This is a genomic window from Sunxiuqinia sp. sy24, from assembly GCF_052677165.1.
Window position 1 is genome coordinate 60178 of the sequence record NZ_JBQYLH010000022.1, and the last position, 24740, is coordinate 84917.

Consider the following 24740-nt stretch of genomic DNA (forward strand, 5'->3'; position numbering starts at 1 on the left):
TACCATTGAAAATAAAAACATTATGTGGAAGAAAAACTGGGGATATTTAATTGTTGTTCTATTTTTGCTTGGCGCCTGTTCTTCAGGTAAAAAAGCACTGGAAAAGGGTAATTACATTGAAGCGATTGAAAAGGCCGTGAACCGGCTCAGTAGTGATCCGAACAATAAAAAAGCCCAGGCGGTTGTTCGCAATGGCTACTCTATGGGAATGGATTATTACCAGGAAGAGATCGATCATATACTTAGTGGAAATGATCCGTTTAAATGGGGTAAAACACTCAACATTATGAATCGGGTAAACCATTTGAGTAACTTGATCCGACGAGTACCTGCCGCTCGAAAAATTGTATCCTCCCCAAAAATGTATTCCTCTGAGCTGAGTGAGGCCACCAACCGGGCCGCGGAAGAACGCTATCAGGCAGGCTTGATCAGTTTAGCCAGACCTGCGCGCGAGGATGCCAAAGATGCCTATTACCATTTTGCCCAAGCCGACCAGCTAGTGCCTTCGTACAAAGATGTATTGGAAAAAATGTACGAAGCCAAAGACCGGGCAACCATTCATGTCATTCTGGAATCCATTGCCTTTCCGCTGCGGAAATATGAGTTGTCGGCAGAATTCTTTTACGAGCAGGTTATTAACCGGATGAAGCAACTTTACCCCAGCTCCAGCTTTGTAGCGTTTTACACGCCTATTGAAGCCGAGAAACAACAACTTGACTATCCGGATCTGGTGGTGCGGATGGAATTTTATGATTTTTTTGTGGGACAACCACAACACTTCGAGAAGCAGGAAAATCTCGATCGTATCGTAGAACGGGAAGTTGAAGTAAAAGTAGGTCGCGACTCGACACGCATTGAAAAACGGCAGGAGCGCCTGAAAGGTAAAATCAAAATTATTAGCGATGAAGTCGTGTCCCAAGGATTGTTGAATGTAAAAATTGAAGAGTTCCGGACACAAAAACTGATATTAAGCGAAGAAGTACCAGGTGAATTTTTATGGCGAAACCAGTACGGGATTTTTGTTGGAGACGAAGGCGTATTAACCAAAGAACAAATTCAAATTCTAAATAATAAAGCGGTTCCGCCGCCTGCTCCACAGGATTTGTTTGTTGAATTTACACGCCCCATTTATGCTCGGCTTACCGACCGGCTGAACAGCTATTTCAGAAAATATAACTAAGTATGAGTCTGGCAAACCAGGCTCATCTACTGACAAGCAGGAAGACCAACCACTTTAGGCAAGGATCAAAATCCGCCGGCATTACCGCTAAATCAGAAGTAATTGGTCTTCTTTTTTGCTCTAGTATTTTGGAAGGGCCTGGTAACGCGCCAAGCCACCTTTACTGGTTTCCTTATAGTGATTCGACAAATCTTTGCCGGTCTGGTACATCGTTTCCACCACCTCATCAAAACTGATCCGATGCTGCCCATCGCTCATCAGCGCATAGGTGTTATGAGCCAGCGAACGTTCAGCAGCCATAGCATTACGCTCAATACAAGGAATCTGCACCAGGCCGGCCACCGGATCACAAGTTAGTCCCAAGTGATGCTCCAGCCCCATTTCAGCAGCATATTCAACCTGATTTACCGTGCCCCCCATCAGCTGGGTGGCTGCGGCTGAGGCCATGGCGCAAGCTGTTCCTACTTCACCCTGGCAGCCCACTTCTGCACCAGAAATAGAGGCATTGTGTTTCACCAAATTGCCAATCAGTCCGGCAGTAGCCAATGCCCGCAGAATATGTTTCAGCTCCTTTTTATAAACTTTCTTATAATATTTCAACACCCCGGGAACGACGCCACAGGCACCACAAGTTGGAGCGGTTACGATTAGGCCACCACTGGCATTTTCTTCTGAAACGGCCAAGGCATAAGCAAACAACTGCGACCGCTTTTTAAACGGTCCGGTAAACTGGTCCGCTTTCTGCTTAAACATAGCTGCTTTGCGTGGCAGGTGCAATCCACCCGGCAAGGTTCCTTCTTGTTCCATCCCGCGCTTGATCGAATCATTCATTATTTTCCAGACCTGCTCCAGGTATTTCCAAATTTGAGGTCCCTCATTAAATTCGACGTATTCCCATAGATGCTTCTTATGAGTTTGGCACCAAGTCAATATATCATCGAGCTTCGTTAATTCATAAACCTTTCTCGTTTCCTTTTCCTGTCCTTCCTCCAACACAGCCCCTCCCCCAATACTGTAATAGATTTTCTCATTCAGTTTCTCACCATCCTCTTGATAGGCCTCAAACTTCATGGCGTTGGGATGAAAAGGAAGAAATGTATCGGGCTCCCAAAGAATTTCCAATGGGTAACTTTTAAACACCTCATCTACGGCAAAATCCGTCAGGTGTCCTTTGCCTGTAGCTGCCAGGCTGCCATAAAGCGTACATTTAAAGTTACCGGCTCCCGAATGGGCTGCCAGAAATTGCTCTGCTGCGATTCGGGGACCCATGGTATGGCTACTTGAAGGTCCGTAGCCCATGCGATATATTTCACGAATAGATTCCATAAACTGAATTTTGGGCAAAATAAGCGTTAATGAAAGGCTACAAAGCAAACAAAAATCAGGTTTTGCCAATTTCCTTCAACATGTTTCAAAAAGTTATGTTTTCAGAAAAGAGGTTCGTAATTATCCATTAACTTTGGGGATCGTTTAAAAATCAGGAAACTCCTTTCCGTTGTCAAATATAGTGAGCTATGAATAAATTGAAAAATCTGCATCCACAACCTCTATGGAATAATTTTGAAGCTATTTGCCAAGTTCCCCGTCCATCAAAAAAAGAAGAAAAAATCAGAGCTTTCTTGCTTGATTTCGCAGCCCAAAATGAGTTGGAATCCAAAACGGATACGATCGGCAATGTACTAATTTGCAAGCCTGCAACACCCGGAAAGGAAAACGTCCCAACCGTTATTTTGCAGGCACATATGGACATGGTTTGTGAAAAGAATAGCGATACCGTTTTCAATTTTAACACCGACGCAATCGTTCCGGTGGTGGATGGCGAATGGGTAAAAGCAGAAGGCACAACCCTGGGCGCTGACGACGGGATTGGCATTGCCGCGCAAATGGCCATTCTATCCTCAAAAACAATAGCACATGGTCCAGTGGAATGCTTAATAACGGTTGATGAAGAAACCGGATTAAGCGGGGCCTTTGCCTTAGAGCCAGGCTTTTTGACCGGCAAGATTCTGATCAATCTCGATTCGGAAGATGATGGTGAGCTGTTTATTGGTTGCGCCGGTGGCATTGACACGCTGGGAACGCTGACCATTGAAAAAGAAAAAACACCCGGCAAATCCTTCGCCTTAAAAATATTGGTCAAAGGATTAATGGGAGGTCATTCCGGCGACGACATTCACAAAGGACGTGGAAACGCCGTAAAAATCCTGACCCGCTTCCTATGGCAGGCCATTCGCAAATACGGAGTCCGATTGGCCGATTTCGACGGAGGCAACCTGCGCAATGCCATCGCCCGCGAAGCATCAGCAACAGTTATTGTGCCTCATGTTCAAAAAGAACAGCTGGTAGCCGAAATCAACATGTTTTCGGCCGATGTCGAATTTGAGTATGAGCGAACCGAGCCCAATCTGGTCGTCGATCATAACTCCACCATTTTGCCTGAACGGGTACTCACGCAAACCAGCCAGGAAAATTTGCTAAACTTGCTATACGCCTGTCCGCACGGGGTGTTGGAAATGAGCACCCGCATGAAAGACATGGTAGAAACGTCAACCAACCTGGCCTCGGTAAAAATGATGGATGAGACACAGGTATTGATAACAACCAGTCAGCGTAGCGAAATTGAAAGCCGAAAGTATTTCGCATCAGAAATGGTCCGATCGGTTTTTGAACTTGCAGGTGCCCAAATCAAAAATTCGGACGGCTATCCCGGATGGACGCCCAATCCATCGAGTAAGATTCTGAAAATTGCCGTCGATTCCTATGTCAAACTGTTTGAAGAAAAGCCCATTGTCCGCTCCATCCACGCTGGTCTAGAGTGTGGACTCTTCCTCGAAAAATACCCGGAACTGGATATGGTATCCATCGGACCAACCATTTTGGGAGCACACTCCCCCGATGAACGCATCAATATTCATACGGTCACCAAGTTTTGGAGCCATCTGGTTGACATATTAGAAAATATTTCCTAAATATTATTGTTTCATATCATAGATTCCAAACAACACTACTCACTTGTTTGATAAAGGATTACAGAAATAAGACTACTTAGTCTTTTTCTAAATTGATCCTATAGCTACCGCTGTCATTGGTAGGACTATAAAATGTTTTTATGTTTGTGCTACTTATTTAGTAGGAAAGGTAGGATGACATGAAAAGAATGATTAGAAATTTAACTTTCAGCGCTTTAGCAGTGCTTTTTTTAGTTGCCAATCACAGCGCAACGGCTCAAATTCAGTACAAACTAGATTCAAAGAATAGTTCCATGCTGGTAAAAGGAACCTCGACAATTCATGACTGGGAAATGGCAGTCGAGAACTTACAAGGAGCATTTACTCTTCAAGAAGACCAAGATTTGGATCAATTAACAACCGGTCATGTTTTACTGGATGTAGAGTCCATCAAAAGTGAACGAAGTTTGATGAATAAGAAAACTTATGAGGCTTTGAAAGAGGATGACTTTCCACAGATAAAAGCCAAGGTAAGCCAAGTGACTCCAAACGGAAACAGCGGATCGGTATTACTGGAACTAACCATTGCTGGGAAAACGCAAGAGGTCACGGATGATTTTGAGTTTAGCGCAGCCAATGGGACAATTACCGTTCAAGGCGTGCTTGATCTAAGAATGTCAGACTTTGGCGTTGAGCCACCAGTGGCCATGATGGGCACCATTAAAACAGGAGATGAGATTAAGGTAGAGTACAAGTTAGTTTATAACAAGTAGTCTAAGAGAGAGAGTAATATTTTAAATTTTAACTATCAATTATGAGAAAAATTACAGTCATTATTGCAAGTCTATTTATTGCAGTAACAAGTTTTGGTCAACAATTCGAAGCTGCAAAGATTAACGCTGAGGATTTTGACGATGTGAAAGTGAAAGTGGGTGGCGATTTTGCTATTCAACTTCAAATGTTAGACCACGAGGCGCCAGTAGAATTGAGCGACCTTAAAAATAATTTCAATTTACCTACAGCAAACTTAAATTTAACCACCGACCTGGCACCAGGAATCAGACTTTTCCTGCGTACCTATTTGTCTTCTCGTCACCACAATGAAGCTTGGGTTGAAGGAGGTTATTTGACCATTGACAAAATGCCATTTTTACCTGCTGCTGATGAGATTATGGAATACCTGACGCTTCGTGTTGGGGTAATGAATCCCAACTATGGTGATGCTCACTTTTACCGCAGCACCAATGCTTCGGTACTGAACAACCCATTTGTTGGCAACTGGATTATGGATTCTTACACCACCAACCCGGGCATGGAAGTGATGTTCCGCAAAGATGGCTTCCTGGCTTTGGTAGCCGCCAACAACGGTCGCTTAAACTACGGTCGGGGTAACGACCTAGGTGAAGATTTGGTTTTCAACTGGAAAGTTGGATACGACGCCGACATCAATGAAGACTTAAGAGTACGTGCCACCCTCTCAGGTTACCATGTAGGTGAAGGCCATAGCGGATCATACCTGTGGGATGGTGATCGTGCCGGAGCCCGTTACTACAATGTCATGTCTCTTCCGGGAGCTGATGATAACTTCCGTTCAGGACGTTGGAGCCCAAGCAGTGGTCAAAGCGAGATGAACAGTTACCAGGCTAACCTTTTTGTGAAATTTCACGGGTTGGAAGTGTTCGGCATCTACGAAAACATGAAAGGGATTAAAAAAGACGCTGATCAACACTTCACACAAACAGCCCTACAGGCACTTTATCGTTTCGGAAGTTTCTACGTAGGTACGCGTTTGAATAAAGTAGATGACAACGATGGTTCAGATGTAAGCCGCACCAACATTGGTGGTGGATGGTACATGACTCCGAATGTGTTGATGAAACTTGACTATGTAAATCAGGAATATGATGGTCCGGCTCACGGTGATATCGCTGGCGGGAAATTTGATGGCTTCGTTTTAGAAGCAGCCATTTCTTTCTAAGAAATAGTCCAACAAAAAGCTGCTCTGCATCTATTCAGAGCAGCTTTTTCTCTCAACAAACTCATACTCACTCACGACTCTCCTACTTCTTGTCCTGAATTAATTGTCCTGTTTCACCAGTTAGCGCAACAACCAATTAAAGATGATAATCCGATTGACCTATTTGGTTTTGTTTTTTTATTTGATAACTACAGCTGCATTTGCACAAATGGCTGCCAAAAAAGAAACTTTCAGCCGGTACATGTTCGACCAGGTTCATATTCAAGGAAAAACGAACATGAATGATTTTCGCATGGAGTATCGGGACGATAACTTCTGCCACGTTCCCAGCGATTTCAGCAAAACCAACTCCCTCATCGAGATTGAAATTCCGGCTGATCAAATTGAAGCCGATTCAAAAATAATGCTGCATGACTTTTTGAAACTGATCCATGCCAAGAAATACCCAACCATTGCCATTGAAATTGATTCCCAAGACATTGTATTTGATTCAGAAGGAAGCTACGAAGAGAAAACCATTGCCGTAAGCATGAATGGAATAAGCCGCCAGTTTACCTGTAGTACGTATTCTGATGCCTGTTTTGGCAACCAATGGTGCCTAACGGGCGAACTAACCATTAAGTTAACAGACTTCGACATAGAACCGCCAACTAAATTTCTGGGTTTGGTCAAGGTTAAGGATGAAATATTTATTAGTTTTAGGATTTTATTTTCATAAAAACCAAAAAACTAAAACTTGAGATTTAGTACAAAAACCAGGTATGGAATTCGTACGATGCTTGAAATTGCAAAAGCCGAATCACAGGAGGGAATTCTTCAAAAGGATATTGCTATCAATCAGGAACTGTCTGTCAAATACCTGGATCAAATTATACGTGGGTTGAAAACTGCTGGTCTAATCATCAATCGACGAGGCAAAAAAAGCGGCTACATCTTAACCCGACCGGCATCTGAGATTAGCATGCTCGATATTCACAATGCCTTTGAACCCGGGATTTGTGTGATTGACTGTCTGGCCAAGGGATTTACATGTGATCGGAAAGGAAAATGCAGTGCTAAAGGATTTTGGGGGACTTTAAACAATAAGGTGGTGGATTATTTTAAAAGTGTTAGCCTCGAAGATCTCCGAGACAATAAAGTAAGGCTGGACCAATAATTATACGCCAATATTTTCAAGCCATTTAAGAGCCGATTTCTTTTCAGAAAAAATATTCGTCTTGATTGACATCGATGACAATTTACTCTTCAACAACATGGCCAGAGCTATTCCCTTGGGGCGGTCGCTAACATAAGCGATTCTAACTTCCGTAAATCTATGCATGTATTGCTGAACCATTTCAATCATAAGATCTGCTTCCGCCGGATTCCAAGTCGGATCAGACTGCCTATGATCATGAAGGATTTTAATTTTATCCGGCAAATCCATCTGTGCGAGATAATTAAAATAATCGCTATAAACCTGCAAGTTCGTTTCTCCATAAAAACAGGCTTGAATAAGGCCCATCTTTTTCTTAACAATAAAATTACTCATCTTGCGCACACAATTAGGATGCAAAGCTAGGTATTTTTCTGAGATAAGCACTACCAACAAGTGTTAGAAAAAAACATATTGACAGCATAAGAGAATTGGGCTAACGCAAACATACCTCCACACACAGCCAACTCTATAATTGACAGTTAAAACAACACAATCTACAGACAGCATTTCAAATTCATATCACGTCCGACTTCCGGAAATTATTCGAAATAAAGACTCCTTTTAGGGAAAGTTTCAAAATATAGGTGGTTATGAGGATAACGACAGCGATTTGTCTATACCTTTGCGCGTTCAAAATTCAACCACAAATCTTATGGGACATTTGTTCAATCCAAAATTAGTTACTGTATTGAAACAAGGGTACAGTAAACATCAATTATCCAAGGATATTTTTGCCGGCATTATTGTTGGTATTGTTGCTCTTCCACTAGCGATTGCCTTTGCTGTTGCCTCGGGTGTCTCGCCCGAAAAAGGGCTGATTACCGCGGTTATTGCCGGCCTGCTGATCTCGGTTTTAGGAGGTAGCCGCGTGCAAATTGGAGGCCCCACCGGTGCCTTCATTGTCATCGTATATGGTATTGTACAAACACACGGCTTGGATGGACTGATCATTTCTACCATGATGGCTGGAGTCCTTCTCATCTTGTTTGGCCTGATGCGCCTGGGCTCCTTATTGAAATTTATTCCTCACCCTCTGGTGGTTGGTTTTACCAGTGGCATCGCGGTCGTTATTTTCACGACCCAAATTAAGGATGCGCTGGGCTTAGAAATCGCCAATCTGCCAGCCGACTTTATCTACAAATGGGGCAGCTACCTATCCGAAATTGGTTCATTCAATCCCTTTGCCATAGGCATTACTTTGGTGACCATACTCATCACTCTGTTTTTTAGAAAGATCACCAATAAAATACCGGGCTCATTTGTCGCCATTCTTTTTATTACAGCCATGGTGCAGCTACTCGATCTTCCGGTAACCACCATTGAATCTGTTTTTGGAGAGATCCCTCACAGCATCCAGCTGGCTTTTCCTACTATTCAATTCGATCAACTTGGAAACTACCTCGCTCCAGCCCTGACCATTGCTCTTTTAGGCGGTATTGAATCGCTCTTATCAGCGGTGGTGGCTGATGGAATGATTGGAGGAAACCACCGATCAAACACCGAACTAATTGCCCAGGGAATTGCCAACGTGATTACTCCAATTTTTGGAGGGATACCTGCAACCGGTGCAATTGCACGTACAGCCACAAATGTAAAAAATGGTGGGCGCACCCCTATCTCTGGAATTGTGCATGCCATCACCCTTCTGCTGATTATGCTATTTGTCGGGCAATGGGCCAAGCTAATTCCAATGTCGTGTCTGGCCGGAATCCTGATTGTCGTGGCTTACAACATGAGTGAATGGCGCTCATTCGCGTCTATTCTGAAGGGCTCGGGCTTTGATATTTTAATTCTACTGGTGACATTCTTACTAACCGTTTTAGTCGACTTAACCTACGCCATTCAAATTGGCATGGTACTTTCGGCTCTGCTTTTCATGAAACGAATGGCCGATGCCGGCACAAAAACCGAACTGGAAGTTGATAGTGATGTTTTGGAGAATTATGGTTCCCTACCTGCCGGACTTGCGATCTATGAAATTAGTGGTCCTTTCTTTTTCGCCTCAGCCAAGCAGTACTGTTCAACCTTAAAAAACATAGGACAGAAATCGGAGGTGCTGATTATCCGCATGCGCCATGTTCCATTTATTGACGCAACCGGCTTACACAACCTCAAAGATGTGATTACTGACCTTCACCATATCAGAACGAAAGTAATCCTTTCGGGAGTCAGAGCAGAAGTTCTCCAGGAACTAGAAAAGAACAATATTGTAGACTTGTTGGAACCCGGCATGATTTTATCCGGATTTGACCTTGCATTGCAAAAAGCCAACCTGTTTTTGACCTCAAAACAGATTAGCAACTAAATCACTTCAACCAGCCTGCATAGTTGCAACTTGTCATACAAAGCAGTAAAAGCTCGTTGATCAGAATTGGAACGAACCGCTTCTGATCAACGAGCTTTCTATTTATCCTTCGGACATTCAACAAATTAGCTAATTGCACATAAAGCGCACTCTCAAGAAACAGTAGCCAATTTGTTAGTAGGCAAGTCAATAAAAAAAGTGGTGCCTTCCTTTTCAGTACTGGTAAAGCCTACACTCCCTTCCAGGTATTTCTCGCCCAACAACTTCATACTGTACGTTCCAACGCCTCGGTTATCGCCCTTGGTAGAGTATGAACGCTGAAAAATCTGCATTTGAATATCATGCGGAATAAACGTATCATTATGCACACTAAACCGGAGATAATCGTCCGTATCCTTTGCTTTTAATACAATGCGATCACCTTTCGGGATGGCTTCCATGGCATTTTTAACCATATTGATTAACACCCGAATTAACAAAGTTTGGTCGGAATAAATCTTATCCAGCCTCGCTTGATTAATCAGGTCTATCCCTCTTTCAAGCGAAACATTATGACAACGAATCTGATCTGCAAGCTTTTTAAGCAATGCTTCAATCTCTATCATCTGATAGTTTGGAATCAACTCCCCGGATTCTGCCTTAATCATTTGCTGCTGCCCTTTTATCTCATCAATAATCTGCTCTGTCAAGGATCCCGCAATTCCCAGATACTCTTCTTTTTCTTTCTGCTCAAGTACCGGCAACAGTTCTAACACGCCACTCAGGCTCCCTGCAATATTCATGATATCATGAAAGAAAATACGCTCCAACAATACTTTCCTTTTCTGCTCCGTAATATCATTAATGGATACAATCAGGTATTCCTTGTCAAACTGAATAGGTGTTGCAGTAACTTCCAGGTCTAGCTGAAAAACCTCCTCCTCCTTTTGGGAAGTGATTTTACATTCATGAATGACTTTTTCTTTTTCTTCCCAAGCCCGATCAAATGCTCTTTTTGCACCACAATACTCACATTTTTCTGTCGTTCCGCAGCCCCCTGTGCTATTTTTAGCATTCACACAATTAAACATTTCTCCCGGACGAACACCCAATACCTGCTCCTCCAGATCGATATTATACCTTTCAAGCAAAGTGTCATTCAGAAAGACAATTTGATTCTTGTCATTGAGAATACACACAATGGAAGACATGGACGACAGTATATCACTGATATATTCTATTCTAGATATCTCTACCTTACTTTTTAGAACTTTTTCGAAAGGCTCCCGGGATGTTAAACGTTGTTTCGTGTTCATTTTTTTCAATCCACTTTTGGCGCAAGATACAAAAAACAATTAAACGCCATCAGCTTCTCAATTGCTTGCCATAAAGCAAATTAAAATTGGCTTAAGACTCCAGTTCGAAAAACAAAAAATATAGAGTAAAGGAAGAAGAATAAGTGTTATTTTTAAATTGCCTCGAAATTCGTAACTTATTCAAGACAAACCAAATAGACTATGAACATTCTTTTTATCTGTTCCGGCGGAGCCTCCTGTAAAAGTTTAATAGCCCAAGCAATTCTTCAATCAATCGCCCCTGATTTCCAGGTTTATGCTGCAGGAATACGTCCCGCACACCCCATCAACTCAGCAGCACGTAAGGCAATGGAAGAAGTTAATTTGCCGATAGACAGCCAAGAGATGAAGCCTCCAACGGCTTTTGAAGGCGAAACGATTGACTACATGATTACCCTTGGCGAACAGACCAAGGAAGAATATCACCATTTACCTTTTCAATATAAAAACAAGCTCCATCTAACCTTTGCCAATCCGAACAGGGCCGAACGTCCCTTTGTCAATCAGCAAGATGCTTACCGTCATTTACGTGACGAAATGAAAAACGAACTCAATTATTTTTACCATCGGATTTTAAAAGGAAAGGCTGCCCAATAGCAGCCTTTTATTCCTCTATTCTTTTCCCGCTATTTCATGGTTGCTTCTACTTCTTCCGGAGTAATCGGAATTCGTTCACCGATCAATTCGCAAGCATTTTCAGTTATCAGTAAATCATCTTCCAGGCGAATACCACCAAAGTCGCGGTATGCTTCCAGGCAATCAAAATTGATAAAGTCTGCATTTATTTTTTCAGCCTTCCATTTATCGATTAAAGCCGGAATAAAATAGATGCCGGGCTCGTTGGTTATAACAAATCCCGTTTGTAATTTACGACCAAGTCGTAACGAAGCTGCACCAAACTGCTCACTTGGGCGAATTTCATCATCGTAGCCCACAGCAGTCTGTCCAAGATCCTCCATGTCATGTACATCCAGCCCCATCATATGCCCAAGCCCATGCGGCATAAACAAGGCATGAGCTCCTGCCTCCACCGCCGCATCCACATCACCTTTCATCAATCCAAGAGCTTTTAATCCCGAAGCAATCACTTTGGCCGCTTCCCTGTGAACAGACATATAGGTGACTCCAGGTTTTGCTAAAGCTGTTGCTTGGTTATTGGCTGCCAAAACAATCTCATATACTTCGCGTTGCTTTTGCGTAAACTGCCCCCCTACCGGAGAAGTTCGCGTAAAATCTGAAGCATAACACATATCCGTCTGTGCACCGGCATCCACCAACATCAGTTTGCCTTTTTGCAGCACGCTGGAGTGGTCGTGGTTATGAAGCGTTTCGCCATTTTGCGACAAAATGATCGGGAACGAAGGAGGGTTGCCATTCGCCAGCGAAATCCCTTCGATGGTTCCTGCAATTGTTTGCTCCCATACTCCTGGCATAGCCATTTTCATGGCAGCTACATGCATTTCATAACCAGCTGCTGCGGCTTTCCTGAGCTCTTCAACTTCTCCTTGATCTTTAATTGAGCGCAGTTCGATGATGGCCTTAATTAATGGCAACGAGGCTTGCTCCTGCTGCAGAGCAGGAGCCAAACCTGTAAGTTCGTGAAGAAGTATTTTGTTTTCGGCCCGGTAAGGAGGAGCAAAATGAATTTTTCGTCCTTGTTTAACAGCCTCTCCAACATAAGTGAACAGTTGCCGGGTAGGCATCGTTTTTTTCACACCCACCTTAGCTGCTTGCTCCTGCATGCTGGCTTGCGGCCCCATCCAAATAATATCATCAATGGTAAAATCATCACCAAATAAAATCTCTTCACCTGAATTTAAATCAATAATCCCTGCCAGGTTTTGAATATCGAGGCCAAAAAAATAGAGAAAATTACTATCCTGTCTGAAATGATAGGTATTGTCTTTATAATTCATTGGAGAATCCGTATTGCCTAAAATAAGGACCACCCCATCATCCAGCTTTTCCGTTAACTTCTGACGTCTCTGAATATAAATATCTTGACTAAACATAGCGTTACTATTTACAATTAATATCTAAGACCGAAAGGTAGTAACTATTCTTTTGGCTAGTTATGACTTTTTGCAAAGCTCCACTGAATTTACAAAAAAAAACGGATCGATTTTCTACTAACAAACATATAACTGATTTATTATGAATCCGTAAACTTGAATAAACCAGATAAATTAATCGATCATGGAAAATTCATTATTAAACTATATGAATAAGCGCTTTGGCGACATCAATCCCCCCCACCGTCGAGAAAAACAAATTGCAGGTCCGGTTATTACCATTTCGAGACAAGTAGGTTGTGGCGGAGTAAAGATTGCTCGGTTGCTAGCTGAGGCGTTGAATGAATTTGTTATTTGCAAAAAATGGGAAGTTATCAGCAAGGAAGTTTTGCACGAAAGTGCACGACAGCTAGAGCTTGATCCTCGAAAAGTCAATCGGCTATTCACGCCTGATGAGCACACTACCTTTGATGAAATCATCGAAGCCTTTAACGCCAGGATGTATAAAAGCGACCGGGTTATCCTGAAAACCGTGAAAGAAGTGATTAAGGGATTTGCCGTTGATGGCTGCTGCATTATTGTCGGCCGGGCCGGGCACATCATTGCAAAGGATATTGAACATTCCCTGCACGTCCGTTTTGAAGCTCCTTTGGAGTGGCGCATTGAAGAAATTGCCTCTCGCAAAAGCATTTCCACGGATGACGCGTTCAAGATCATCAACGAAACAGAAAAAAAACGGGCAGCTTTTCGCAAGCATTACACAAACAAAAAGCATCCCGAAGAACTATTTGACCTTACCATTAATGTTTCCAAATTTAAAGAAGACGAGGTCGTAAAACTCATTAAATCAGCTATCGAATTGAAAGGTATAACCGAACGTTTCCGGTCGAATATATCTTATTTCTAGCCAGTAATACCGGATGGCAACCCTTTTATCTGAACAGGCTTCTGCCCATCTGATTTAGGCATAAACATGTCTTTATAGGTTAATTTCAGTTTCTCAACCATTTTGAGCGAATAATCCAGTCGCCCAAAATCGGGGGTTACATTATTGGTTCCCAAGGTAAACTTCACACCTGCTTCCTTTGCCTGGCGCAAAATCTTTTCGGATGGAAGTTTCAACCTTGAATTGATTTCCAAAGCAACTCCATTCTCGACCAGCACCTTTACAAATCGGTCAATGCGTTCATCAGTCCACAACGCATCATACTTATCAGCCAACACTTCTGGTAAATAAGTCGGATTAACATGAATATCGATCGGCTCCTGCGACACAACAGCTTCAATACGCGTTAACAGTTGGTCCATAAAATACTGTTCATCATCCACAAACACCTCTTCAGGCATCCAAAGGCGCATACGTCGCCCTTTATTATCGGTCCAGGTCATGGCATCGGTAAACACATAATCGAAACGAGCAATCGCTGCCGGCGAAAACAAGGTAACCCATTCGCGACCTTCAGCCTGCATTCCTCTAAAAATTGGTCTCCCTTTAACCGTGTCCATATAGGCATACAGCGATTCATCATCGGTAACCGGAAATTTCAATCCGCAGTTGGGTGCAATTCCATAGTTGATTCCCAGTTTCATTGAATTCTCAGCGGCCTGTTCAACGGTCAATCCCCCTTTTAAATGCACATGAAAATCGATAACCGGAAAATTCGCCGTATGTAATTTCGTTATTTTTGTATCCCATTCCAGATCAACAGGAGGTCGCTGCTTCTCCCCTTCCGGAAGCACTTTCAACTGAATATCCTTGAAGAAAACCGTACTATTTGGGTCATGCGCCTGCAGGGCAAAACACCCACGATCCAATACTTTATACTGATCGTTGTAAGCTCGGTAAGGTTTTTCAGGCTGAATGTAGTCGACCACCTGAATGCCATTGACAAAAACCTGCACCTGATTTTCGACAACTTTAACCGTCATATCAAACCACTCGTTATCCTGAACCATGGGGTAATACACATTGCGGATACCATAAAGGCTCCCCGTTTTTTTCAATTCAATAAAATCGCCTGTTCCTTGGTATGAATTGTTGACCTGCACCTCGTAGCCTTTTAATGGCCAACCGGTTTCTTGTTTCTTCGAGTGAATGAATATTCCGGAATTAGAACCCGGTTTAGTCATCACCCGGGCTTTCAGTTCGAAGTTTTTATAAATCCCATGTTTTGCCCCGCCGGTGTAGAACAAATGCGCCCGTTTGCCCTGGCAAACAATAGCTCCATCTTCCACGCTGAAAGATTCCGGATGCTCCATGGCTTCCCAGCCTTCCAGGTTTTCACCATTAAATAAGGAGACCCATTCACCCTGATTTTTTTTCTGACAAGCAGAAACCAGCAGCAAGGCTGTTAAGGTAAAGACAGCCAGAAAAGTATTTCTCATGATTTAGGTTTTGTTGGTTGTTCCAACAAAGATAAAATTTCAGCTGAGAAACAGACTATTTACCTGCCAATTTCTCCTGCGGATTTTCAGCCTTAAATGCCGCTACAAAATTGATGGAGACAATAGTCAGACACCAATAAGCCGCCCAGGAATAAGAACCTAATTTGGTAAATGAAAAGCTGAACAGCAAGGGCCCCATCGCACTAAAAAAAACCAAGGCACTCATGGCAAATCCGCTGATTGCTCCCAAATGCTTACGCCCATAAAAACGAGGCCAGACTACCGATGACAACACGCTGAACAAACCGCCAACAATTCCATTTCCGATAATTAAAAAGAAATATGGCAAGCCCGGAGATAAACACGAAAGGCTAATCATGGAAACCATCTGTCCGAACAAAAAAACCAACAGTAAATACTTCATTTTGATGTGGTCACTTAGCCACCCTCCGGCCATAGAAATGAAAACAGAAATAGCGGCCGTAGGCACAAAAACGGCCAAAGCAATGGTTTTATTCATATTAGCCGATTCGAAAATAGACACCAGATTAAACGTGAATCCGGTAATGTAAAGTGCCTGCATGGACAAAGCCACAACCAGCACCCAGAAGGGAAACGATCGCTGAGCTTCTTTAAGTGTAAATTGCTTCTCCGCTTTATGCATCACCCGTTGTTGTTCCTCTATTCGCTCTGCACTGTCACCATCCTGCTCCAGCCCACAATCCTCCGGATTATCACGAAAAAAAATGAGAGCCACAATACTGAACCCGAAGCCAGCAACCAAAGCCAGCAAGATCCAAGCCCACCGCCAGCTATAGCTTTCAATCAAATAATCGAAAATAAGTGGTGCAACAGCAAATCCGAGTGACACAAACACGCTACTAATCCCATTAGTCAGCCCCCGCTTCCGGTTAAACCACTTCATCATCATGTTGCGCGAAACCATCGTCAGCACACCTTGCCCGGTAAACCGCAGTAGGAAAAAACCAGTCATAACCAGAAAAAAGCTCAGGTAAAACTGCACCGAATCCATGCTCAGCAGGTTTCCCAAACCAAAAGCAATGCGGTCGACCTGGCTCAAATAAATCAATACAAAGCCCATAGCAATCGTAATGATTGCACCCAACCACCTCGCGCCAATCTTATCATACACTTTCCCAGCACGGGTAAGCATAAACGAACTCGCAATGGTTCCGAGCAAATAAGCAGTACTCAACTCATTTCGGCTAAAGCGAAGTGCCTCAATCAAATGATCTGTAAAAGTTGATACGCCCACAGTTTGCCCTGGCACGCTCATAATAATCCCCAAGGTTCCGAATAACACAACAAACCACCCATAAAAAACAGGTGATTTAGCCGGACTAAACGGGACATTATTGTATGCTTGCTTATTCATTGTACAAAACTACCGGTAAATAAGGCAGCTTATTCGTTATCGTTTCACTGAAACCCACTTTTTACAATTTCTTAAAGGAGCTGAAAGTCTGTTTTTAGTTCATTTAGTACTTTTGCATAAACAAATCGAGTCAGCTTTCGTTGTTATTCAGAACAATCAAAAAAAGCATGAGCCGCATTCTATATATACTATTATTTAGCGCCCTTTTCTCCCTATCTGGGAAAAAACCTGAAACGCTTGAATATTTCCATTCGCCTACGTTCCAGGCAAAAAAAACAGTATTCACTTATGAATTAGTTGATTTCAACGATACGATCCCCAATGACACCCTGTTTATTATCAAAGATGAAGACAAGCTGATTCACTCCTATTATCGGAATATCCAGACTGGTGTTTGTATCGATAGGGAATGTCGTTTACTGGATATCACCTTATATTGGTCGGTTACGGGGCGCTACTTGGGATTTAAACTCCCCAAGGGTGAATTTCTGAGTAAAACCGAGCACGATCCTTTCAAGCCCGAGGACTATAAGCAATTGCATGCACTGTTGGCCGATCCTTATTCCAGCCTGGCCAATTACCGCATAGAAGAATTGGTACCGATGATTGATAACGAAGAAGTGGATGGAGTAAGTGCCGCCACCATAGCCGGAGTAAAGGACTATATTGTTGAAGATGCCGTTTATACTACCTATACGATTTGGCATATTGTGCATGGTAAGCCGCAACAAAAGATCGAAGCATATACTCAAAAAAATCTTCAGCCTGATTTAGTAACCAAAATCCTCAGCAGCTCAAACAATAGCGATGTCATCTGGGGACTGGAAAACATTCCATCCGACCTGGAATGGACCGAAGCGTTGCAGCATAAACTTTTCGACCTGATCGCGAATAAGGAATTTCGGATATCAAGCAAGGCCATTGAAAGTATTCCTCCTGCGCTGCTGGCAAATGAACAAAACCAACAAAAACTATTCATTGATTTTGAAAATAGTTCTTTCTTTAAGCAACGAAAAATCATCAGCAAGTTAGAAGAAGCGCCTTTTCTGGCTTCGTCCATCGAGTTGCCCTTGGCCGAAATGCTACCACTAATGAATGGTTCCATGATTAAAAATGTGCTGGACCTGTTTGCCACTCACCAAACAACGAATGTAGAAAGTGAAAAGATTATCGCCAACCTACTCAACCACGAAAATCAATTTATCGCCCGCAAAGCTTTTCAGTTTCTAAATCAATACTCGATTAACAGCAAAAAAGCCGCACGGCAATTAGAGAAATACGAGCGTAAACACAATTAGTTTTTTTACCCATTTGAAAAAATGAACTCCCAACGAGCGAAGGCTATACATTCTTAGTCCAGCTTTTCTTCTACCAAGTACTTGTTTCGTTCCGAGGCATTGCGCGACACCAGTTCTCCAATAAAGCCGGCTAAAAACAGCTGAGTTCCGATAATCATAGCAGTCAGAGCCAGATAAAAATAAGGTGTATCGGTCACACGTGGTGCTGCAACATGATCAGAGAGTGCCATCAATTTATTCACTCCCACCGTAATGGTGGCAATGAAACCAATCAGAAAGACCAGTGACCCCAGTACTCCGAAGAAGTGCATCGGCTTTTTACTAAAGCGCGAAATAAAAATCACAGAAAGTAGATCAAGCGGCCCGCGAATAAACCGTTCAATACCAAATTTGGTTATTCCATATTTTCGCTCCTGGTGCTTCACTACTTTTTCACCAATCTTTCTAAAACCGGCCCATTTGGCTAAAATGGGAATGTAACGGTGCATTTCACCATACACTTCAATCGACTTAACAACTTGACTCCGGTAGGCTTTCAAGCCACAATTGAAATCATGAATCTTGATCCCCGTTGCCTGACGGGCAATCCAATTGTAAAATTTACTGGGAATATTTTTTGATAAAACCGGATCATACCGTTTCTTTTTCCAGCCCGAAACCAAATCGTAGCTTTCATCGACCACCATCCGGTACATCTCCGGAATTTCTTCCGGATTATCCTGAAGATCTGCATCCATGGTAATAACCACATCGCCCGAAGCATCGGCAAACCCAGCATACAAAGCCGCTGATTTTCCGTAGTTCCTCCTAAACTTAATACCTTTGATTTGCGGATTTTCCTTATGCAAATCCTGAATAACCTTCCATGAAAAATCATTACTACCATCATCTACAAAGATGATTTCATAGCTAAACTGATTGTCAGCCATTACCCGTTTAATCCAGAGAGCCAACTCCGGCAACGATTCTTCTTCATTAAATAGAGGAATAACTACGGAAATATTCATATGTTATCAGTCTTCAGATTTAACTTCGCCCATCGCTTCATCAAAAGCGTTTTCATTTCTTCTTTTTACAAATATGGAAGTGACCAAAGATATAACAAATCCGATGAAAGCAAAGGTTAGCAAACTTGAAAGCACAATGATCAAGGGGCTTTGCATCTTTGACATCATCTCTCCTGCCATTTCAATCTGCTCATCAGATAAACCTTGCTTCATCATGGCTTCTTCCTGTAAAATACGAACTTGCTCCATGATGGTCGGGTCAATTTTCATTATAATAACCGAGTAAAGGGCATTTAAAACACCTGCAAACAGCATGACAGAAACTCCAAAACCAAGCGCTTTGCTGTACTCAATGTATCCGTTCAATTCCTTATCTCGGTATCCTTTTTGACACAAGAAGATGCCGACAGCCATAATACCCCAGGTAACCAGCCCCAGGCTTGTATTCATATTTTCACCAGTAACATAAAGGATGACATTGTAAAAAATTATTGCAACAGCCAGGTAAATACCATAGGTCATTGCCGATTTCCAAAAGGTCGATTTTTCTTCCATGATTAATGTGATTTATTGGTACCAGACAAATATATTGGATTTTTCAGAAGTACACTTTACAATGCCCTTGTTTTGTTTAAACAAATTATTCAGATTTTTTTCCAAAACATATAGCTGATCAATAATTGGTTAGAAAATCGAACAAAAAAAAGATCCCTCTGAGCGCGACTTTCGTTTGCCGGGAATACATTTTTTTCTACTTTTGTCGCCGGGTAAGTCCTGTGCGACCAGCTCCTACTGAATCCCCCCAGGGTCGGAAGGCAGCAAGGGTAGGTGGTCGTAGCGGTGCGACACAGGTAGCTTACCCACTTTGCCGAATTAGCTCAGTTGGCCAGAGCACGTGATTTGTAATCTCGGGGTCCTCAGTTCGAATCTGAGATTCGGCTCATCAAGTTTCAAGTTCAACAAGCTTGAACTTGAAACTAAAAGCAACAACGTTCTAACAATAAGTTTGGGGAGATACCAAAGTGGCCAACTGGGGCAGACTGTAAATCTGCTGTCTCATGACTTCGTAGGTTCGAATCCTGCTCTCCCCACAACATGTGAAATTTCAAGTCGCAAGAATCACATTCCAAACTCTTGGACGTTGAAACATGGAACTTGAAATTTTAGTATTGCGGGAGTAGCTCAGCTGATAGAGCATTAGCCTTCCAAGCTAAGGGTCGCGAGTTTGAATCTCGTCTCCCGCTCAAGTCACGGGTTGTCAATTTATTTTGACAACCTTCTTTTTTGTTTTTTAGACAAAAAACGACTTTAAGCAAATTTATTTGCGGCCGTTGCCGAATTAGCTCAGTTGGCCAGAGCACGTGATTTGTAATCTCGGGGTCCTCAGTTCGAATCTGAGATTCGGCTCATTAAGTTGAAAGTACAACAAACTTGAACTGGAAACTAAAAATAACAACGTTCTAACAATAGTTTGGGGAGATACCAAAGTGGCCAACTGGGGCAGACTGTAAATCTGCTGTCTTATGACTTCGTAGGTTCGAATCCTGCTCTCCCCACAACAAGTGAAATTTCAAGTCGCAAGAATCACATTCCAAACTCTTGGACGTTGAAACATGGAATTTGAAATTTTAGTATTGCGGGAGTAGCTCAGCTGATAGAGCATTAGCCTTCCAAGCTAAGGGTCGCGAGTTTGAATCTCGTCTCCCGCTCAACTTAAAGGTTGTCAATTCATTTTGACAACCTTTTTTTTGTTTTTCGACAAAATGGGGACCACGAAGGACGGCTCACCCGTAAAATCCGGTGGATTTCCATTTTTCAAGCAAAAATTTTAGCTACTCTAAAAAGAAAGTATTTAATATCGCTCACTCCTCTAAGAGCTGCCCTGAATGCTTTTAGTTTTGCATTGAAGCTTTCGTCCAAAGCATTTGTGTTCTATGCTCAACGAAATTGAGTATTAACCTCCCTTTTTTGAGTACAAAAAAAGATGGGATTTAGTAATAGCATAAGAAAAGCTATTTTTATCATCTTTTGTTTTTCATTTTACAACTTCAAAAGACTGTTGACTAAATAAATTTCATACTCTAATAATGTTTTATAGGGATATGTACATTAAAAGGAAGGTTTATACTGTCTTTACTTTCTTTTAGCATAGCTGCACAAAACAACATTGCCGGATTCCCATTCTTATCCAGCCAGATCTGGGGTCTTTCCAGAAACCTTAACTTGCTGCGGCTTCCGTCTTCCCAGATTAATACCGGTTTCATAACATTAGGTGTTTTAGCAACATCCCATACCTGACCATCTGCAGATGAAAACAGTGCCAGCCCATGTGACCCCGTATAAAGACCTCGCTGGTCGTCGAGCACAGCATAGTATTTTCCATTCTGGAACCACAGAAACGGATCTTCTGCTTCTTTTTCTGTTAGAATTGGTTTTTCTGAAATAACAAATGGCCCATCAGGATTCGGCGATGTGGCAGTGCATTGTATCATCCGCTTCTCAAACTCGGGTATATTTGAGCGTGTTTTAAAGATCATAAGATAGGAGCCGTCTGTATTCTTGCAAACACTTGGATTTACCATATAGCCTTCCGCTCCTTTCCCTTCCTGATAATCAATTAATGGTTTCTCTGACACCTTCCAAGGCCCTGTAGGTTTATCGGCAACAGCAACGCCTATCCTTTGCCCCCAACGATGATTTTCAGTTTCATTTTTTTTTCCAAAATCATCATTTACATGAGAGATAAAATAGAGGTAATATTTATTTCCGAATTTATTTATGTGCGGATTGTGAGCACTTTGTTCGTTCCAATGTCCTTTTCCAAATCCATCCAAAATTACTTTCTCGTGAGTGTACGGTCCTCCAGGAGAATCTGCAGTAGCATAAGCTATAACCGAATGATCTAACCAGCCTCCAAACCCCGTTGATTTGGGCCATCTGGAATAAAAAAGGTGGTAACGTTGATCTTCTCCCTGAACCATGGAAGCTCCCCATATGTAATAATTAGGATCTTTAAGTACGGAATAAGAAGGAACAGGCATAATTAATTTACTTAAATCCAGCTCCTTACTTGTTTCCTTTGTTGCTCGTTTTTCTTCTTTCTTTTTCTTCCCTACACACGAGAATAATAAAGTTGAAAAAACAAGCAACATAATTAAAATATGTCTTCTCATTTGTTAGCTAACTCTATGTATTATCATTATTTTATAAAGAAATAGTATTTGACATTATTTGCTGCGCAGTTCTTCAGTGCCTGCCCTAACTCATAAACCTTCTATTGAATACTATAATGTCCCAACAGGTCGCGCCTCTTCGTTCAGTTTCTGATCAAATTTCGTGATCATTAAGCTTAATTTCTTTACTACTTTTGGATAAAAATCAGCTACATTATTTTTTTCTCCCACATCATCCGTCAGGTTATAAAGTTTTAGCTCAAATTCTCCATCTTTTTTATCCCAGCCTCTTACTTTTGCTATATGCATTTTCCAATCGCCAACTCTTATGGCTTCAACTTTTCCATTTCGTGCATAGTAGTAAAAAGGTTTTACAGATTTTCTTTTCTTTTTCGGATTGAATAATAATTTGCTAAAATCATTACCATCAATTTTAGATGTGGGCAATTTACTTCCCGCAATTTTTGCAAAAGTAGGAAGAATGTCCATTGATGTAACCACCTCATCACAAACCTCTCCTGCCGGGATCTGCCCCGGAGCCCATGCAATAAAAGGAACACGTTGTCCACCTTCCCAGGTTGTGGCTTTTGCCCCACGCAAAGGTCCTGCCGAGCCTCCATTCTTATGCCATGTAGCAGGTCCATTGTCTGATGTAAACAGAACAATTGTATTTTTATCCAATCCTGTTTCTTTTAATATATTGAGTATCTCTCCAACACTCCAGTCGATTTCATGAATCACATCGCCATATAAGCCAAGCTCACTTGTTCCTCTGTAGTTTGGCGAAGCGTGCCATGGAGTATGTGGCATGTTATGAGCCAGATAGAGAAAGAAAGGCTCATCTTTTTTATCTTTAATATATTTCACCGCAGCATCAGTCCACTTTTTGGTTAAATAATCCTGATCGGTTCCATTCTCTACCAGTTTTGTATTTTCATAAACAGGTAATGGTGGAGATTGGAAGTTATTGTGCTTATAAAAATAATTATCCATATCGTTTGAGTAGGGCACTCCATAAAAATAGTCGAAGCCTTGATTATTGGGCATAAATTTCTTCTTATGTCCCAAATGCCATTTCCCGATCAATGCCGTTTGATATCCTTGCGGTTTCAATACTTCAGGGAGTATTGTTTCTGCAGGATTAAGTCCGGTTTCGGAAAAAGGAGAAAGAACACCATCATGAAGCCCAAGCCGTTTTGGGTAACATCCGGTCATTAACGATGCACGCGATGGAGTACATACAGTTGCAGCCACGTAAAAATTGGAAAAATGTGTCCCTTCATCTGCCATCCGGTCAAGATTCGGTGTCTCAAAACCTTTTGCACCGAAGCAGCCCACATCACCATACCCCTGATCGTCGGTGAATATGATGATGAAGTTAGTTTGCTTATTCTCTTTTGCCTTTTGTTTTGCCTGAATTGCAGTAGTTATTGCTAAAATAAGACAGGCACTAATAATAAATTTCATAATCTATTGTATTTACTTGTTGTTTGGTATTATTCACAAAGCAGGTCTCTGTTATAACCCAATCTTAAAGGCATCCCCATTCTCTGTCGAAAACCCCTCTGGCATAAAAACGGTTAGCCTGTTTCGTCAAATTCATCTAAGATATGCCGTCTCAGTTTTATTAAGTCCTTTTGAAATTCATCTCGCTTGGCAAAACCACTAATATTCAGAACTGTTACAGATTTATTATTCCAAAGTTTTGGGTTAATTTGTTTTGCGGGTTTTGCATTAATATCAAACTGTCTGCCATTGGAAAGTCTGGCTAAAAGGGTTACCTCTTCTTTCCTTTTTATTTTCTTCTTGAGTGGTTCGGCTTCCTTGCCCTCCTTTTTTTCGTCGGAATATTAAAAATTTGACTTTTGCTACCATGGTGATCTATTTAAAATCCTGTAGTAAAAGTATGAAATATCCCGGCATTTGTTAAATCTATTGAAAAGTTATGAAATATTAGAAACTGTAAAATATCGACATAGTTCTTTTAATATTCAGTCGTAAAGGTTCATAGTGGTGGTGGTTTTCTTTAAATGTAATGACGCTGCATGTTTGTGAGTTCTGCTCTCCCGACAATAAGTGAAATTTCAGATCACAAAAATCAAAATCCAAGCCTTGGAATTTGAAACATAGAATTTAAAATTTCAGTATTTGCGGGAGTAGCTTAGTTGATAGAGCATTAACCTTCCAAACTAAGGGTCGCGAGTTTGAATCTCGTCTCTCGCTCAACTTATAGGTTGTCAATTCATTTTGAGAACCTATTTTTTTTTGTTTTTCGATAAAATGCGTCAAAACGCAAATTTCGTTTGCGGGGAATACAATTTTTTCTACTTTTGTCGCCGGGTAAGTCCTGTGCGACCAGCTCCTACTGAATCCCCCCAGGGTCGGAAGGCAGCAAGGGTAGGTGGTCGTAGCGGTGCGACACAGGTAGCTTACCCACTTTGCCGAATTAGCTCAGTTGGCCAGAGCACGTGATTTGTAATCTCGGGGTCCTCAGTTCGAATCTGAGATTCGGCTCATTAAGTTGAA

The 24740-nt window shown here is 42.0% G+C and carries 20 protein-coding genes, 8 tRNA genes and 2 other RNA genes; 20 read left to right on the forward strand and 10 right to left on the reverse strand.

The genetic code is table 11. The features are described 5' to 3' along the window. Nucleotides 1-22: 22 nt before the first annotated feature. A complete protein-coding gene (locus ACUNWA_RS16960) occupies nucleotides 23-1180 on the forward strand; it encodes a hypothetical protein (protein ID WP_445593121.1) in 1158 nt (385 codons plus the stop codon). A 120-nt stretch (nucleotides 1181-1300) separates the two neighbouring features. Here the strand turns inward: ACUNWA_RS16960 and ACUNWA_RS16965 are convergent, their stop codons facing one another. Further along, nucleotides 1301-2506, reverse strand: a complete 1206-nt coding sequence (locus tag ACUNWA_RS16965; RefSeq protein WP_445593122.1) for an L-serine ammonia-lyase — start codon at nucleotides 2504-2506, stop codon at nucleotides 1301-1303. Between the two features lie 188 nt (nucleotides 2507-2694). Here ACUNWA_RS16965 and ACUNWA_RS16970 point away from each other — a divergent pair, with 188 nt between their 5' ends. The 5 genes from ACUNWA_RS16970 to ACUNWA_RS16990 all read left to right on the forward strand — a co-directional run bounded on the left by ACUNWA_RS16970 (nucleotide 2695) and on the right by ACUNWA_RS16990 (nucleotide 7262). Beyond that, the gene (locus tag ACUNWA_RS16970) at nucleotides 2695-4149 is read left to right on the forward strand and encodes an aminoacyl-histidine dipeptidase (RefSeq protein WP_445593123.1); all 1455 of its coding nucleotides are present in this window, start codon (nucleotides 2695-2697) and stop codon (nucleotides 4147-4149) included. A gap of 179 nt (nucleotides 4150-4328) precedes the next feature. Next, nucleotides 4329-4901, forward strand: coding sequence for a YceI family protein (locus tag ACUNWA_RS16975; protein WP_445593124.1), 573 nt, complete (start codon nucleotides 4329-4331; stop codon nucleotides 4899-4901). Between the two features lie 41 nt (nucleotides 4902-4942). Beyond that, nucleotides 4943-6106 carry a hypothetical protein gene (locus ACUNWA_RS16980; protein ID WP_445593125.1) on the forward strand — a complete coding sequence of 388 codons (1164 nt, stop codon included), beginning with the start codon at nucleotides 4943-4945 and terminating at the stop codon, nucleotides 6104-6106. A gap of 142 nt (nucleotides 6107-6248) precedes the next feature. Beyond that, on the forward strand, nucleotides 6249-6824 hold the full coding sequence (locus tag ACUNWA_RS16985) for a YceI family protein (RefSeq protein ID WP_445593126.1): 576 nt from the start codon (nucleotides 6249-6251) through the stop codon (nucleotides 6822-6824). 18 nt (nucleotides 6825-6842) lie between these two features. Continuing rightward, entirely contained in the window at nucleotides 6843-7262 is a 420-nt protein-coding gene (locus tag ACUNWA_RS16990; protein WP_445593127.1) for an RrF2 family transcriptional regulator, read from the forward strand. Here the strand turns inward: ACUNWA_RS16990 and ACUNWA_RS16995 are convergent, their stop codons facing one another. After that, on the reverse strand, nucleotides 7263-7637 hold the full coding sequence (locus tag ACUNWA_RS16995; RefSeq protein WP_445593128.1) for an STAS/SEC14 domain-containing protein: 375 nt from the start codon (nucleotides 7635-7637) through the stop codon (nucleotides 7263-7265). A gap of 319 nt (nucleotides 7638-7956) precedes the next feature. On the opposite strand from ACUNWA_RS16995, the gene ACUNWA_RS17000 reads away from it, so the two are divergent. Continuing rightward, the gene (locus ACUNWA_RS17000) at nucleotides 7957-9609 is read left to right on the forward strand and encodes a SulP family inorganic anion transporter (protein ID WP_445593129.1); all 1653 of its coding nucleotides are present in this window, start codon (nucleotides 7957-7959) and stop codon (nucleotides 9607-9609) included. 152 nt (nucleotides 9610-9761) lie between these two features. Here ACUNWA_RS17000 and ACUNWA_RS17005 read toward each other — a convergent pair whose 3' ends face one another. Next, entirely contained in the window at nucleotides 9762-10904 is a 1143-nt protein-coding gene (locus ACUNWA_RS17005; RefSeq protein ID WP_445593130.1) for an ATP-binding protein, read from the reverse strand. Between the two features lie 201 nt (nucleotides 10905-11105). Here ACUNWA_RS17005 and ACUNWA_RS17010 point away from each other — a divergent pair, with 201 nt between their 5' ends. Further along, a complete protein-coding gene (locus tag ACUNWA_RS17010; RefSeq protein WP_445593131.1) occupies nucleotides 11106-11540 on the forward strand; it encodes an arsenate reductase/protein-tyrosine-phosphatase family protein in 435 nt (144 codons plus the stop codon). Between the two features lie 29 nt (nucleotides 11541-11569). Here ACUNWA_RS17010 and ACUNWA_RS17015 read toward each other — a convergent pair whose 3' ends face one another. Then, complete coding sequence (locus tag ACUNWA_RS17015; protein WP_445593132.1) at nucleotides 11570-12955, reverse strand: aminopeptidase P family protein; 1386 nt, start codon at nucleotides 12953-12955, stop codon at nucleotides 11570-11572. Between the two features lie 184 nt (nucleotides 12956-13139). Between ACUNWA_RS17015 and ACUNWA_RS17020 the strand changes: the two genes are divergently transcribed. Continuing rightward, on the forward strand, nucleotides 13140-13862 hold the full coding sequence (locus ACUNWA_RS17020) for a cytidylate kinase-like family protein (RefSeq protein WP_445593133.1): 723 nt from the start codon (nucleotides 13140-13142) through the stop codon (nucleotides 13860-13862). Here ACUNWA_RS17020 and ACUNWA_RS17025 read toward each other — a convergent pair. Together ACUNWA_RS17025 and ACUNWA_RS17030 are read right to left on the reverse strand one after the other, a co-directional pair. Next, nucleotides 13859-15340 carry a family 16 glycoside hydrolase gene (locus ACUNWA_RS17025; protein WP_445593134.1) on the reverse strand — a complete coding sequence of 494 codons (1482 nt, stop codon included), beginning with the start codon at nucleotides 15338-15340 and terminating at the stop codon, nucleotides 13859-13861. The two genes, ACUNWA_RS17020 and ACUNWA_RS17025, sit on opposite strands and share 4 nt — an antisense overlap. Before the next feature lie 55 nt (nucleotides 15341-15395). After that, nucleotides 15396-16736 (reverse strand): MFS transporter, encoded by a 1341-nt coding sequence (locus ACUNWA_RS17030; RefSeq protein ID WP_445593135.1) that lies wholly within the window; start codon nucleotides 16734-16736, stop codon nucleotides 15396-15398. Between the two features lie 167 nt (nucleotides 16737-16903). Here ACUNWA_RS17030 and ACUNWA_RS17035 point away from each other — a divergent pair, with 167 nt between their 5' ends. Then, nucleotides 16904-18034 (forward strand): hypothetical protein, encoded by a 1131-nt coding sequence (locus ACUNWA_RS17035; RefSeq protein WP_445593136.1) that lies wholly within the window; start codon nucleotides 16904-16906, stop codon nucleotides 18032-18034. A 53-nt stretch (nucleotides 18035-18087) separates the two neighbouring features. Here the strand turns inward: ACUNWA_RS17035 and ACUNWA_RS17040 are convergent, their stop codons facing one another. Then, nucleotides 18088-19041, reverse strand: coding sequence for a glycosyltransferase family 2 protein (locus ACUNWA_RS17040; protein ID WP_445593137.1), 954 nt, complete (start codon nucleotides 19039-19041; stop codon nucleotides 18088-18090). Between the two features lie 6 nt (nucleotides 19042-19047). Continuing rightward, entirely contained in the window at nucleotides 19048-19596 is a 549-nt protein-coding gene (locus tag ACUNWA_RS17045; RefSeq protein WP_445593138.1) for a DUF4199 domain-containing protein, read from the reverse strand. Between the two features lie 210 nt (nucleotides 19597-19806). Between ACUNWA_RS17045 and ffs (ACUNWA_RS17050) the strand changes: the two genes are divergently transcribed. From ffs (ACUNWA_RS17050) to ACUNWA_RS17080, 7 genes are all read left to right on the forward strand, one after another. After that, an RNA gene (ffs, locus tag ACUNWA_RS17050) (signal recognition particle sRNA small type) lies at nucleotides 19807-19906 on the forward strand. Nucleotides 19907-19908: 2 nt separating this feature from the next. Continuing rightward, a tRNA-Thr gene (locus ACUNWA_RS17055) sits at nucleotides 19909-19982 on the forward strand. 67 nt (nucleotides 19983-20049) lie between these two features. Next, nucleotides 20050-20132: transfer RNA gene (locus ACUNWA_RS17060), tRNA-Tyr, on the forward strand. 80 nt (nucleotides 20133-20212) lie between these two features. Next, nucleotides 20213-20285 (forward strand) — tRNA-Gly (locus tag ACUNWA_RS17065). 89 nt (nucleotides 20286-20374) lie between these two features. Then, nucleotides 20375-20448 (forward strand) — tRNA-Thr (locus ACUNWA_RS17070). Nucleotides 20449-20514: 66 nt separating this feature from the next. After that, a tRNA-Tyr gene (locus tag ACUNWA_RS17075) sits at nucleotides 20515-20597 on the forward strand. A gap of 80 nt (nucleotides 20598-20677) precedes the next feature. Beyond that, nucleotides 20678-20750, forward strand: a tRNA-Gly gene (locus tag ACUNWA_RS17080). 372 nt (nucleotides 20751-21122) lie between these two features. Here ACUNWA_RS17080 and ACUNWA_RS17085 read toward each other — a convergent pair. Both ACUNWA_RS17085 and ACUNWA_RS17090 read right to left on the reverse strand, forming a co-directional pair. Beyond that, the gene (locus ACUNWA_RS17085; protein WP_445593139.1) at nucleotides 21123-22214 is read right to left on the reverse strand and encodes a glycoside hydrolase family protein; all 1092 of its coding nucleotides are present in this window, start codon (nucleotides 22212-22214) and stop codon (nucleotides 21123-21125) included. A gap of 111 nt (nucleotides 22215-22325) precedes the next feature. After that, nucleotides 22326-23681 carry a sulfatase family protein gene (locus ACUNWA_RS17090; protein ID WP_445593140.1) on the reverse strand — a complete coding sequence of 452 codons (1356 nt, stop codon included), beginning with the start codon at nucleotides 23679-23681 and terminating at the stop codon, nucleotides 22326-22328. A 683-nt stretch (nucleotides 23682-24364) separates the two neighbouring features. Here ACUNWA_RS17090 and ACUNWA_RS17095 point away from each other — a divergent pair. The 3 genes from ACUNWA_RS17095 (at nucleotide 24365) to ACUNWA_RS17105 (ending at nucleotide 24728) form a co-directional block, all read left to right on the forward strand. Further along, nucleotides 24365-24437, forward strand: a tRNA-OTHER gene (locus tag ACUNWA_RS17095). 115 nt (nucleotides 24438-24552) lie between these two features. Continuing rightward, nucleotides 24553-24652: signal recognition particle sRNA small type (ffs, locus tag ACUNWA_RS17100), an RNA gene on the forward strand. 2 nt (nucleotides 24653-24654) lie between these two features. Further along, nucleotides 24655-24728 (forward strand) — tRNA-Thr (locus ACUNWA_RS17105). Nucleotides 24729-24740: the final 12 nt, after the last annotated feature.